This is a genomic window from Streptomyces sp. NPDC002520, from assembly GCF_053595235.1.
Window position 1 is genome coordinate 67,758 of sequence record NZ_JBSFXG010000018.1, and the last position, 12,100, is coordinate 79,857.

At 71.7% G+C, this 12,100-nt stretch carries 15 protein-coding genes and 1 pseudogene; 7 read left to right on the forward strand and 9 right to left on the reverse strand.

Annotated elements, in window-relative coordinates:
* Positions 1-21 precede the first annotated feature (21 nt).
* A complete protein-coding gene (locus tag ACWD5D_RS24515) occupies positions 22-1,257 on the reverse strand; it encodes an exo-beta-N-acetylmuramidase NamZ family protein (RefSeq protein ID WP_451374881.1) in 1,236 nt (411 codons plus the stop codon).
* Between the two features lie 182 nt (positions 1,258-1,439).
* On the opposite strand from ACWD5D_RS24515, the gene ACWD5D_RS24520 reads away from it, so the two are divergent.
* Genes ACWD5D_RS24520 through ACWD5D_RS24530 form a run of 3 tightly spaced genes read left to right on the forward strand, consistent with a single transcriptional unit; the run spans position 1,440 to position 3,524 of the window.
* Positions 1,440-2,213: an SDR family oxidoreductase gene (locus tag ACWD5D_RS24520; protein WP_451374882.1), complete on the forward strand. Its 774-nt coding sequence runs from the start codon at positions 1,440-1,442 to the stop codon at positions 2,211-2,213.
* A 25-nt stretch (positions 2,214-2,238) separates the two neighbouring features.
* On the forward strand, positions 2,239-2,904 hold the full coding sequence (locus ACWD5D_RS24525; RefSeq protein ID WP_451374976.1) for an AMP-binding enzyme: 666 nt from the start codon (positions 2,239-2,241) through the stop codon (positions 2,902-2,904).
* A gap of 26 nt (positions 2,905-2,930) precedes the next feature.
* Positions 2,931-3,524, forward strand: a complete 594-nt coding sequence (locus ACWD5D_RS24530) for a TetR/AcrR family transcriptional regulator (protein ID WP_451374883.1) — start codon at positions 2,931-2,933, stop codon at positions 3,522-3,524.
* 39 nt (positions 3,525-3,563) lie between these two features.
* Here ACWD5D_RS24530 and ACWD5D_RS24535 read toward each other — a convergent pair whose 3' ends face one another.
* From ACWD5D_RS24535 to ACWD5D_RS24555, 5 genes are all read right to left on the reverse strand, one after another.
* Entirely contained in the window at positions 3,564-3,863 is a 300-nt protein-coding gene (locus tag ACWD5D_RS24535) for a hypothetical protein (protein ID WP_451374884.1), read from the reverse strand.
* Between the two features lie 108 nt (positions 3,864-3,971).
* Positions 3,972-4,286, reverse strand: a complete 315-nt coding sequence (locus tag ACWD5D_RS24540) for a DUF202 domain-containing protein (RefSeq protein ID WP_451374885.1) — start codon at positions 4,284-4,286, stop codon at positions 3,972-3,974.
* Positions 4,283-4,675: a YidH family protein gene (locus ACWD5D_RS24545; RefSeq protein WP_451374886.1), complete on the reverse strand. Its 393-nt coding sequence runs from the start codon at positions 4,673-4,675 to the stop codon at positions 4,283-4,285. The genes ACWD5D_RS24540 and ACWD5D_RS24545 overlap by 4 nt, the downstream gene beginning before the upstream one ends.
* Before the next feature lie 21 nt (positions 4,676-4,696).
* On the reverse strand, positions 4,697-5,212 hold the full coding sequence (locus ACWD5D_RS24550) for an NUDIX hydrolase (RefSeq protein ID WP_451374887.1): 516 nt from the start codon (positions 5,210-5,212) through the stop codon (positions 4,697-4,699).
* A 59-nt stretch (positions 5,213-5,271) separates the two neighbouring features.
* Positions 5,272-6,165 (reverse strand): DMT family transporter, encoded by an 894-nt coding sequence (locus tag ACWD5D_RS24555; protein WP_451374888.1) that lies wholly within the window; start codon positions 6,163-6,165, stop codon positions 5,272-5,274.
* 404 nt (positions 6,166-6,569) lie between these two features.
* Between ACWD5D_RS24555 and ACWD5D_RS24560 the strand changes: the two genes are divergently transcribed.
* The 4 genes from ACWD5D_RS24560 (at position 6,570) to ACWD5D_RS24575 (ending at position 9,437) form a co-directional block, all read left to right on the forward strand.
* The gene (locus tag ACWD5D_RS24560; protein ID WP_451374889.1) at positions 6,570-7,619 is read left to right on the forward strand and encodes a hypothetical protein; all 1,050 of its coding nucleotides are present in this window, start codon (positions 6,570-6,572) and stop codon (positions 7,617-7,619) included.
* Positions 7,620-7,722: 103 nt separating this feature from the next.
* A complete protein-coding gene (locus ACWD5D_RS24565) occupies positions 7,723-8,457 on the forward strand; it encodes a molybdopterin-dependent oxidoreductase (protein ID WP_451374890.1) in 735 nt (244 codons plus the stop codon).
* Positions 8,441-9,067, forward strand: coding sequence for a cytochrome b/b6 domain-containing protein (locus tag ACWD5D_RS24570; RefSeq protein WP_451374891.1), 627 nt, complete (start codon positions 8,441-8,443; stop codon positions 9,065-9,067). Before ACWD5D_RS24565 ends, ACWD5D_RS24570 begins: the two co-directional genes overlap by 17 nt.
* Before the next feature lie 199 nt (positions 9,068-9,266).
* Positions 9,267-9,437: a hypothetical protein gene (locus tag ACWD5D_RS24575; RefSeq protein ID WP_451374981.1), complete on the forward strand. Its 171-nt coding sequence runs from the start codon at positions 9,267-9,269 to the stop codon at positions 9,435-9,437.
* Positions 9,438-9,567: 130 nt separating this feature from the next.
* Here the strand turns inward: ACWD5D_RS24575 and ACWD5D_RS24580 are convergent.
* The 3 genes and pseudogenes from ACWD5D_RS24580 to ACWD5D_RS24590 all read right to left on the reverse strand — a co-directional run.
* Positions 9,568-10,012 (reverse strand): annotated as a pseudogene (locus ACWD5D_RS24580) (SDR family NAD(P)-dependent oxidoreductase); the annotation flags it as partial.
* Between the two features lie 13 nt (positions 10,013-10,025).
* Complete coding sequence (locus ACWD5D_RS24585; RefSeq protein ID WP_451374892.1) at positions 10,026-11,423, reverse strand: GntP family permease; 1,398 nt, start codon at positions 11,421-11,423, stop codon at positions 10,026-10,028.
* Between the two features lie 42 nt (positions 11,424-11,465).
* On the reverse strand, positions 11,466-11,984 hold the full coding sequence (locus tag ACWD5D_RS24590) for a gluconokinase (RefSeq protein ID WP_451374893.1): 519 nt from the start codon (positions 11,982-11,984) through the stop codon (positions 11,466-11,468).
* Between the last annotated feature and the right edge of the window lie 116 nt (positions 11,985-12,100).

Here is a 12,100-nt window from a genome sequence, read left to right on the forward strand (position 1 = left end):
GAGGTTGGCCATACGGCGCGGCTAGTTGTAGAGGAGATATTCCTTTCGAACACGCTGGAAAGCCGCCAGTTCGTCCCGCCAGGCCCCGGTCACCTCGTCGGTGCCGGCGCCCGCGTCGATCATCGTCCGCACCCGGGTGGAGCCGGTCAGCTTGTCGATCCAGTCGTCCGAGCGCCAGGCGAAGCCGTCCCACACCTTCTTGGCGGTCACGAGCAGGGCGATCCCGGTGCGTACGGGGTCGAAGGCGGCCCGGTCGAGCACGTGGACCTGGACGCCGCCGACGGTCCTGCCCTGGAACTTGGAGAAGGTGGGCGCGAAGTACGCCTCTCTGAACCGCACGCCCGGCAGCCCGAGTTCGTTCGCCGCGGCGGCCCAGCGACCGTCGACGCCGTCGGCGCCGAGGAGTTCGAAGGGGCGGGTGGTGCCCCGGCCCTCGGACAGGTTGGTGCCCTCGAACATGCAGGTGCCGGAGTACGCCAACGCGGTGTCGGGGGTGGGCATGTTGGGGCTCGGCGGCACCCACGGCAGGCCGGAGTCGTCGTAGAACCGGTTGCGCTTCCAGTCCGTCATCAGGACGGTCTGCAGCGGTACGGGGGCGGCGAGGAACTCGCCGTTGAACAGCCGGGCCAGCTCGGCGACCGTCATCCCGTGCGCCTGCGCGATCGGCTGCCGGCCGACGAACGTGGCGAACTCCTTGTGCAGCACCGGCCCCTGGGCGGACCGGCCGGTGACCGGGTTCGGGCGGTCGAGGACGACGAACTTCCTGCCCGCGAGCTGCGCCGCCTCCATGCAGTCGTACAGCGTCCAGATGTACGTGTAGAAGCGGGCGCCGACGTCCTGGATGTCGAAGACGATCGTGTCCACACCGGAGGCGGTGAAGACGTCGGCCAGCTGCCGGCCGCTCTTGAGATAGGTGTCGTAGACCGGCAGGCCGGTCGCCGGGTCGTCGTAGCGTCCCTCGGAGCCGCCGGCCTGTGCGGTGCCCCGGAAGCCGTGCTCGGGCCCGAAGACGGCGGTGAGTCTCACCCGGGAGTCGGCGTGCATGACGTCGACGATGTGCCGGGCGTCCCGTGTGATGCCGGTGGGGTTGGTGACGATGCCGACCTTCTGTCCGGAGAGAAGGGAGTAGCCGTCGGCGGAGAGGCGCTCGAAACCGGTCCGCAGATTCTCGCGGGGCCGGGCGGTGGGGCTCGGCGGTGACGCCGGGACGGCCGCCATCGTGGCCGACGCGATGAGGCTCCGCCTGGACAGACGCATGTGTGACCTCCGTGGATGTGGCAGGTACAGGCCGAGTACGGGTGGTCGTGCCCGCGCGACGGCGCCGCCGATCGACACCGCCCCGCGTCCCTTAGGTTTGGTGCGGTCGTCCTTCCCTCACACATACCGACCGGTTAGTGTGGCGTCCGCCGAGCCCAGTCGCGCCATGGCGAAGGAGACCGATGGTGGAAGCCGTGCAGGATGCGGGAGTGATCGTCACCGGAGCGGGTGGCGGGATCGGGGCCGCGCTGGCCCGCGGGTTCGCCACCGCGGGCGCCCGGGTGGTCGTGAACGACCTGGACGGCGAGAAGGCGAGGGCGGTGGCGGCCGAGATCGGCGGGATCGCCGTGCCGGGTGACGCCTCCGCGATCGTCGACGAGGCACGCGACGTGCTCGGCGGCACCGTCGACGTCTTCTGCGCCAACGCCGGTGTCGGCTTCGAGGACGGGATACCCGGCGACCCGCTCGACGAGAAGTCCTGGGCGCTGTCCTGGGACGTCAACGTGATGGCCCACGTCCGCGCGGCCTACGCGCTGCTGCCGCAGTGGCTGGAGCGCGGCTCAGGCCGGTTCGTGTCCACCGTCTCCGCCGCCGGACTCCTCACCATGATCGGCGCCCCCTCCTACAGCGTCACCAAGCACGGCGCGCTGGCCTTCGCCGAATGGCTGTCCCTCACCTACCGCCACCGGGGGGTCAAGGTCCACGCCATCTGTCCCCAGGGCGTGCGCACCGACATGCTCGACGCCACCGGAAGCGCCGGCGACCTGGTGCTCCGGCCCACCGCCATCGAGCCGGAGGCTGTCGCCGACGCCCTTTTCCGGGGCATCGAGGAGGACCGCTTCCTGATCCTTCCGCACCCCGAGGTCGCCGAGTACTACCAGGCGCGCGCCGCCACCCCCGACCGCTGGCTGGCCGGCATGAGCCACATCCAGCAGAAATGGGAGTCCGGCCGATGACCGTCTCCCCGTACGCGGACCGCCCCTGGCCGGCGCTGCTCGGCGAGGCGATGCGCGGGCCCATCGACCCCGCCGACTCCCTCGTGCACGCCCTGCGACGCGCCGTCGCCCAGGCCCCCGACCGCACCGGACGCTCTCGGTCGGCCTGCCCGGCGCCGACACGGTCGTGCGCATCCTCGAGGACCTGGGCGCGGAAGTGCCCCTCGGGGAGCAGGGTGAGATCGTCGTACGCGGCCCGCAGGTCGTGCCCGGCTACTGGCGGCGCCCACAGGCCACCGCCGAGACCTTCCCGGAGGGCGAGCCGCGCACCGGGGACATCGGCTTCATGGACGAGCAGGGCTGGCTCTACGTCGTCGACCGCAAGAAGGACATGATCAACGCGTCCGGTCTCAAGGTCTGGCCGCGCGAGGTCGAGGACGTCCTCCACACCCATCCGGCGGTACGCGAGGCCGCCGTCGTCGGGGTCCCGGACGGCTACCGCGGGGAGACCGTCAAGGCCTACATCAGCCTGCGGCCGGGCGCCGAGACGGACCCGGACGAACTCGCCGGATACTGCAAGGAGAGACTTGCGGCCTACGAGTACCCCCGCCAGGTGGAGATCCTGCCCGACCTCCCCACGACGGCGAGTGGGAAGATCCTCCGGCGGGAACTGCGTTCCCGCGCGCAGGATCGCAGGGACGACAGTCGATAGACACGACGGAAAGGCAGGTGGCGGCAGTGCCCAGGACGACGGACGGAGACGGGACTCCCGTTCCGCAGCGGCTGCTGAACGCCGCCACCCGCCTCTTCGCCGAGCAGGGCTACGACCGCACCTCGGTCCAGGAGATCGTGGAGGCGGCAGGCGTCACCAAGGGGGCGCTGTACCACTACTTCGGCTCCAAGGACGACCTGCTGCACGAGGTCTACGCGCGCGTGCTGCGGCTCCAGCAGGAGCGGCTGGACATGTTCGCGGACGCGGACGCGCCGGTCGAGAAGCGGCTGCGGGAAGCGGCCGCGGACGTCGTGGTCACGACGATCGAGAACCTCGACGACACGCTGATCTTCTTCCGCTCCATGCACCACCTGAGCCCGGAGAAGAACAAGCAGGTCCGCGCCGAGCGCCGGCGCTACCACGAACGGTTCCGCGCGCTCATCGAGGAGGGGCAGCGCGAGGGCGTCTTCTCCACCGCGACCCCGGCCGATCTGGTCGTGGACTACCACTTCGGCTCGGTCCACCACCTGTCGACCTGGTACCGCCCAGGCGGTCGCCTCACCCCTCAGCAGGTCGCCGACCACCTCGCCGACCTGCTGCTGAGGGCCCTGCGTCCCTGAGACCCGCGCGGCGCGGGCCCCGGCCCGGGGTCACCGGGATCAATGGTCGTCCCAGTGGTCCCCGTGCTCGGCGTGCCGGTGTCCGTCGTGCAGGTAGTCGACGTGGTCGCCGTGCCGCACGCGCGCGTGCCCGCACTCCTCGTGGTGCACGTGCTCGTGGTCCGTGTGCGCGGTGTGGCCGACCGGTTCGCACTCGTCCCAGTGGCCGCCGTGCTCGCGGTGCAGATGGCCGTCGTGCGCGTAGTCGAGGTGGTCGCCGTGCTGCACGGCCGGGTGTCCGCAACCCGGACCGTGGCTGTGCGTGCCGTGCTGGGTGTGTTCCTGATGCATCGTCGTCATGGTGTTCACCTTCGGGAGGTGCGGGGGGCGTGACGACGGATACGCTACGCCCGAGCCGGTCATATCCGGGCATATCGGATGCGTGGCGTCCAGGCGAGCCGGACCCGCTCAGAAGACGAGCACGGTCGCGCACACCACCATCGCCACCGTGCACAGCACCGCCGCCGTCGCGTGCCGGGGCGCCAGCGCCGCGGGGCGAGGGCTCGTCGCGAGGGTGCGGATCCGCTGGTGGGCCACCCACTGGAAGCCCAGCCAGAGCGCACAGCACAGCGCGCACACCACGATCCCGGTGACGGAGATCCCGCCGCGCAGCGCCGTTTTCACGGCGAGCACGGCGACCACGGTGCTCGACAGCGTCGTCCGCCGCCAGGCGAGCCGGGTCCGCTCGGGCTGGAGCCCCGGATCCCGGCCCTCCGTGCTCACCCCGCCCACCGGAACAGCACCACCAGGACCATCGCGACGGCCACCACGGCGATGACCAGGCTCAGCACCGCCGGGAACCGTGTGGCAGGCAGGTCCTCCCCTCGCCGCATGGCCCGCTCGCAGCGCACCCAGTGGTTCACCGCGCGCAGCGAGCACAGCACGCCGGCGGCGAGCAGTGCGATCGAGAGACCGGCCCGCCACGCCCACCGCAGTTCCGGCAGGAACTGGTCCACCGCGAATCCGCCGCCGATGAGCGCGAGGGCCGTCCGCAGCCAGGCCAGGAACGTGCGCTCGTTGGCCAGCGAGAACCGGTAGTCGGGGGTGCTGCCCTCTGCCCGCACCTGCTCCGGCGCGAACCAGAGCCGGACGTTCCGCACGAATTCGATCACGTCCAGGACCCTACCGGGGCGTCATCCGGCCGCCCGGAACGCCCTCAGCCTCTCGTACGCCGCCAGCCCGTCCGGGGTCCACTCCCACTGCGTGAGCCGCCGCTCCACCTCGTCCTCGGGCAGGAACGCGTGCCACTGCACCTCCTCCACCTGAGGACGCACGGGAAGGTCGCAGCGCACCTCGTAGACCGCCGACCACCAGCCGTGCCCGGCGCCGTCGTCGTACAGGAACTTGAAGCGGTACTCGGGCCGGGGCAGCCCGCTCACCCCCAGTTCCTCCTCCGCCTCCCGCAGCGCCGCCTCGTCGTAGGACTCGCCCGCGCCCACGACCCCGCCGACGAACATGTCGTACAGGGAGGGGTAGACCAGCTTGGTGGCGGTGCGCCGGTGGACGAAGATCCGGCCGGCCGCGTCCCGGGCCAGGATGAACGCGCAGCGGTGGCGCAGCCCGCGGGCGTAGGCCTCGCCGCGCGGGGCCTGGGCGACGACCTGGTCGCTCTCGTCGACGATGTCGAGGATCTCCTCAGCAGGGTTCATGCCCGTCATCCAAGCAGCCCTCCCCCAAAGGGCGTCCGGCTGCCTTCCGAGCCTGCGGCTCAGTACGGCTGGAGGTCGGCCACCGGCTCCTCCGTCGCCGGGCCGCGCGGCATCGCCGGGTGCAGTCCGAGCAGCACGATGCCGACGACGATCGCCGCGAGCCCGGACGCCTCCCAGGCCAGCGCGCCGGTGTCGGTGTGCAGCCGGTCGCCGAGGAACCCCACGCCGCACAGGATGCCGGCGAGCGGCTGGGCGGCCGTGAGCGCGGGCAGCGACATACGCAGCGGAGCCGTCTCGAAGGCGCTCTGCACCAGGATCAGCCCGGTGACACCGAGCGCCAGGACGCCGTACGGCTGCCAGCCGGTGAACAGCTCCGGGAAGCCGCCGGCGGCGAAGCGGGTGCTGCTCGCCCGGGTCAGCGCGTCCTGCACGCCGTACAGCAGCCCGGCGGCGGTGGCCAGCAGCACCGGGCCCCAGTTCAGCCGGGACCGCTTGGCGTACGTGGTGAGCAGCAGGGCCGTGCCCAGCATCGCGCCGATGATCAACCAGTGCCGCAGCGGGTCGGTGACGGCGCTGCCGGCCCGCGGCTGGCCCGCCAGGATGAACGCGCTCACACCGCCCGCGAGCAGCGCGAGCCCCGCCCAGCCCTGCCGGCCCAGGGGCTGCTTCGTCTGGTGACGGGACAGCGCGAGGGCGAACAGCAGGTTCGTGGCGAGCAACGGCTCGACCAGGGAGATCTCGCCCTTGCCGAGGGCGACGGCGCCCAGCGCCATCCCGGTCACCATGAGCGCGATGCCGCCCAGCCAGCGCGGCACCCGCATCAGGTCGAGCAGCAGCCGGAAGGAGAGGAAGTCGCTGAGCGGTGCCTTCTGGGCGACGTTCTGCTGGAGTACGAAGCCGAAGCCGACGCAAGCGGCCGCGCTCACGGCGAGCAGGAGAACCAGGAAGGACACGCTGCGTACCTCGATCGTCCGGCCGGGTCACGGGTGCGTAGTGGCCGACTTTAGCGTTCCCGGGACGGTATGGCCCGGGGAGTGCCCGGAACCGGGCAGTTGACTCGGTCACGTCGCCCGGTCGATCGAAAGGCGGATCGAAGTCGATCGCCGGTCGGACGATCGCTGGTCGGACGGGGGCGGCGCCGGGACCGTCCGCACATGGTGCCCGCGCCCCGAGCCCCGCGCCATGGCGCACGCCACACCCGCCCGCCCGAACTCCGTGCCCGCCGTGCGGCGCCAGGTCGTCGGCCGGGGCCGCCCGTGGCCCAAGTCACCGTTTCCGCATGGTTGTTGAACGCAGCAACAGCCCGGTTCCGCTTGACGCGAACCGTGGCGGGGGGTTTGCTGTGCGTGATCGGTCGATGGCAGCCCGAGAAACAGGAAGTCGCGCGGTGCCCCCATTCCCGCCTCTGCTCGGCGTGCGCCGGGCCCTCACGGAGCCGTCCGGCGACACCGGCCGGAGCGACTCCGGCACGTCGACGAAGGACTTCGACGCGGCCCAAGCCCCTGCCGAGGCCTTCGACGCCACCCTCGGCGACGTGGAACTCCTCGCCGCCCGGACCGCGTTGACCCAGGGCCGCCGGCAGGCCGCCCGTTCCCTGTTGCTGCACACGGGTGACGACTGGGACCGCCGGGGTCACCGCGTCACCGTGCTCGCCCGCGAGCCGTACGCCGCCGCGTGGGCCCGGGACTGGCAGCTCGCCGAGCCGGAGTCCGCCGACGCGGCCACGCTCGTCGCCCTGGCCCTGGTCCACCGCGCGCTGCGCGGCAAGGAGGATCCCGACCGCGCCCGCGAGGCCTGCCGCGCCGCCGCCTCGCTCGCCCCCGCCGACCCGACCCCCTGGCTCGGCCTGCTGTTACTGGCCCGTGCCGGGGGCGGGGAGAGCGAACTGCTGCGGAGCTTCGCCGAGCTGCGCGCACGCCACCCCGAGCACCACCACGGCCACCATCTGCTGGTCGCCCGCCTCGCCGAGCGGCCCCGCGGGCGCCGGGCCGAGTCCCACGAGGTGTACGACCTCGCCGAGCACGCCGCCGCCGAGGCCCCCGCAGACTCCCCGCTGGCCGTCCTCCCGGTGGTCGCCTACGCCGAGCGCTACCGCGTCCTGGCCGCCGCCGGTCTGGCCCCCGCGGACCCGGCCGCCACCGGGCACTGGTCCGGTCCCCGGGCCCGCCGGATCCTGAGCGCCTCCTTCGACTGGTGGCTGGAGTGGGAGCACGACGAGCACCCGCGCCGCCACATCGACCTGAACCATCTGGCCTTCGCCATGTCCTGCGCCGGCCGCCCCGCCGAGGCCGCGGCCCTCTTTCAGCGGATTGGCCCCGACGTCACCCCGGCCCCCTGGTCGTACCCGCACCGCGACCCCCGTACGGCCTTCACCACGGCCCGCGCCCGCGCACTGGGCGCCCTCTGAACCGCGTCCGCGGGGTTTGATCGCCCGTAAGAATTGATTACGGAACTCTGACCGACGGCCTGACGCTCTGGCCCCACTCGGGGGGTGGTGCTCGAATGACTGTGTGAACCCCGAACGATCCGAGGCCCCCGACGCGCAGGGCAGGCCCATCGGCCGCCGCGTCTTCCTCGGCACCCTAGGTCTCGGCGCCCTCGGCGTGGCCGCCGCGCCCGTGCTCCAGCGCGGTCTGGAGGGCTTCCTCGGCAGCGTGTCCGGCAAGGACCCCACGGGCCTGACCGGCCTCCTCCCCAACGGGGGCGGATTCCGTTACTACTCGGTCGCCGCGTCCGTCCCGGACAAGGGCCCCGCCGACTACCGCCTCACCGTTGACGGTCTGGTCGACCACCCGCACACCTACACCCTGGCCGACCTGCGCGCCCTGCCGCAGACCCGGCTCGTCCGGGACGTCCAGTGCGTGACCGGCTGGCGGGTCCCGGGCACCCTGTTCCAGGGCGTACGGCTCTCCGAGCTGCTGGACGCGGCCGGGGTGCGGCCGACCGCCCGGGCCATCCGTTTCACCTGTTTCGACGGCACCTACACCGAGAGCCTCACCCTCGACCAGGCCCGCCGCCCCGACGTCCTGGTCGCGCTGCGCATGCAGGACAAGGACATCGGCCACGACCACGGCGGCCCCGTCCGCCTCTACGTCGCTCCCATGTACTTCTACAAGTCCGCCAAATGGCTCTCCGGCATCACCGTCACGGACAAGGTCCGGCCCGGCTACTGGGAGGAGCTCGGCTACGACGTCGACGCCTGGGTGGGCCGCTCGAACGGACGGACCGATGAGCCTACGAGCTGAGACCCCGGCGCCGCCGGGCGCCCGCCTGCACCGCTTCACCCGCGCGGAGCGGTGGGTGCACCGCACGACCGCCGCGCTGATGGGCGTGTGCGTGGTGACCGCGGCCTTCCTCTACATCCCTCAGCTGGCCGTACTCGTGGGCCGCCGGGAACTGGTGGTCCGCATCCACGAGTGCGCCGGTCTCGCGCTGCCCGTGCCGGTCCTGCTCGGCCTGGCCTCCCGCGCCTTCCGCGCCGACCTGCGCTTCCTCAACCGCTTCGGCCCGCACGACCGTGTGTGGCTGCGCGCCGCGCTGGTCCGTGACAAGCGTCACTCCTCGCGCCCCGCGGGCAAGTTCAACGCCGGTCAGAAGGTCTACGCGGCCTGGATCGCCGGCGCGACCCTGGTCATGCTCGGCACCGGCCTGGTGATGTGGTTCACCCACCTCACCCCGCTGATGTGGCGCACCTCGGCCACCTTCGTCCACGACTGGCTGGCCCTGACCATCGGCGTGGTGCTGGCCGGGCACATCGGCATGGCGCTGGGGGATCCGGAGGCGCGACGGGGCCTGCGGACGGGGACGGTGAGCAGGGAGTGGGCGAAGCGGGAACACCCTCTGTGGCGCCCCTGAACGCACTCCCGTGACCTGTGCGGTTGGCCCCCGCGTGGCCCGCCGTCCCGGGACCGGCGGGCCCGGCGTCTCGCTGGGCGCCGACGCGGGGTATGCGGAACCTACGCTTCCGAAAGCTGAAATGGAAGCCCCTGTTCCTGTTGACCCTCGGACGTGCACCGACGCACCCTGAACCCCACGCACCACCAGGGAGCACAGCATGAGCCGAGCCACCACCACCCACCGCGTCGTCGAGTACTGGACGGACCAGGGCGCCCACGTGATCTTCCCCGTGCAGCGGAGCGAGGAGGTCGACCGCATGAGCGACGCGCAGCTGATCTCGCACTACGGGGACCCCGAGGACGGGGCGGTCGCGCGGATCGTGCACTAGGTGTTCTGTCCGGGGAGTTCGCGGAGGGGTGAGCCAGGTCAGGCAACTGCCGACACCCGTCCAGGCGACGGCACTTGAGGCGAACCTCCGTGCCCGCAATGGGGCCACCTGGGCCGGCCGAGTGGCGTTTCAGGATCTGGCCGCTGACGAAGTCCGCCGCGGGGGAGCCGAGGAAAGGCAGGCCGCCGACCAGGTCCTCGGTGCGGCCCCAGCGGCCGGCCGGGGTACGGCGGCGCGCCCCGGCGCCGAACGCGCCGTCCTCGACCGGTAGCCGGATGAGTCCGGTCGCATGCCCGCGTTGTTGACCAGGATGTCCAGCGGGCCCACCCGCTCCTCGACGTCCGCGATCCCGTCGGCCACGCGGGGGCCGTCGGTCACGTCGAACACCGCCGTGTGCACGCGGTCGCCGGGTATCTCCGCCGCCGCCTTCGCGAGGCGGTCCGGGTCGCGGCCGTTGAGGACCACGGTGCAGCCCGCCTCGGCGGGGCCACGGGCCGGGCGAGTCCGATGCCCAGGCTGGAGCCGGTGACCAGGGCCGTACGGCCGCTGTTGTCGAGGAGAGGGTGAGCCGTCATCGCCCTAGCGCTCCTAGATCACCAGGGACAGCAGCAGGACCAGACCGCCGGCGACCACCGAGATGATGGTCTCCATCACCGACCAGGTCTTGACCGTCTGACCGACGCTCAGCCCGAAGTACTCCTTCACCAGCCAGAAACCGGCGTCGTTGACATGGCTGAAGAAGAGCGAGCCGGCGCCGATGGCCAGGACCAGCAGGGCGGTGTGGGTGGTCGACATGTCGGCCGCCAGCGGAGCCACGAGCCCCGCCGCCGACACGGTCGCGACCGTCGCCGAACCCGTCGCCAGCCGGATCGCCACCGCGATCAGCCAGGCCAGCAGCAGCGCCGGGATCGACCAGTCCTTGGAGATGTCCAGGATCATCTGGCCCACACCGGAGTCGATCAGCGTCTGCTTGAAGCCACCGCCCGCGCCGACGATCAGCAGGATGCCGGCGATGGGCATCAGGCCCTTGTCGACCGTCCGCTGGAGCCGCTCCTTGCTGAAGCCGGCGGGCCGGCCCAGCGTGAAGAAGCCGACGAGGACGGCGGCGAGCAGCGCGATCAGCGGGGAGCCGATGATGTCGAAGACCCGCTGGGTGAGCTTCGTGGGGTCGTCGACGACGATGTCCACCAGCGCCTTGGCCAGCATCAGCACGACCGGCAGCAGCACCGTGGCGAGCGTCGCGCCGAAGCCCGGACGGCGCTCCACCTGCTCGGAGGCGCGCTCCGGCAGCATCCGGTCGGGAGCCTGGACGTCCACCCAGCGGGCGGCCACCTTGGAGAACAGCGGACCGGCGATGATCACCGTGGGGATGGCGACCAGGATGCCGAGCGCCAGGGTCACGCCCAGGTTGGCCTTGACCGCGTCGATCGCGACCAGCGGGCCGGGGTGCGGCGGGATCAGGCCGTGCATCACGGACAGACCGGCCAGCGCCGGGATGCCGATGCGCATCAGGGAGTAGTTGCCTCGCTTGGCGACCATCAGCACGACCGGGATCAGCAGCACGATGCCGACCTCGAAGAACAACGGCAGACCGATCACGGAGGCGATCAGCACCATCGCCCACGGCATGGCCCGCCCGCCGGCCTTGGCGAGGATCGTGTCGACTATCTGGTCGGCGCCGCCGGAGTCGGCGAGCAGCTTGCCGAGGATCGCGCCGAGGGCGATCAGCACGCCGACGCCGGCGACGGTGCTGCCGAGGCCGGTGGTGAAGCTTGTGATCACCTTGTCCAGCGGCGCGCCGGCGACCGCGCCGAGCACCAGTGAGCCGATGGTCAGGGACAGGAAGGCATGAAGCTTGAACTTGGTGATGAGAACGACGATGACGGCGATGCCCGCCAGGACGGCGATGCCCAGCTGGGCATGACCGGCCGAGGTGATCGGCGGGACGGTGTCCGCTGCCAGCAGCTCGACACTGAGTCTGGTCACGGGAGGGTTCCCTTTACAGGTGCGGGGACGAGGGGCGGGGTGTTACTCGGATGTCTCGGAGAGGGCGTCCAGGGCCTTCACCGCGCGTTCGGTGATCTCCTCGGGCTCACCGGTGACGTCGACGGCGACTCCCGCCTCGTCGGCCTCCAGCGGCTGGAGCGTGGCGAACTGGGAGTCCAGCAGCGCGGTCGGCATGAAGTGACCCTGCCGGTGGGACATCCGGTCCTCGATCAGCTTCCGGTCGCCCGTGAGGTGCACGAACACGATCCCGGGGGCCACGGCCCGAAGCCGGTCGCGGTACGACCGCTTCAGTGCCGAGCTGCTGACCACCCCACCGAGCCCCGCCCGCCCGTGCGCCCAGTGCCCGATGGCGTCGAGCCACGGCCACCGGTCGGAGTCGTCGAGCGGGATCCCGGCCGACATCTTGTCGATGTTGGCCTTCGGGTGGAAGTCGTCGCCCTCGGCGTACGGAACGCCCAGCCGGGCGGCGAGCAACGGACCGATCGTGGTCTTGCCCGTCCCGGCGACGCCCATCACGACGACGACCTGGGGGGTGCGCATGACTGCCTCGCTGTCTTCTTCGACATCCGACGCCGACATCCGGCGTCGCCACACTGAAACCTATTAGGTACGACAAATTCAAGTGTCTGTGACGTATAAGTCTGACCTTTTGTCTC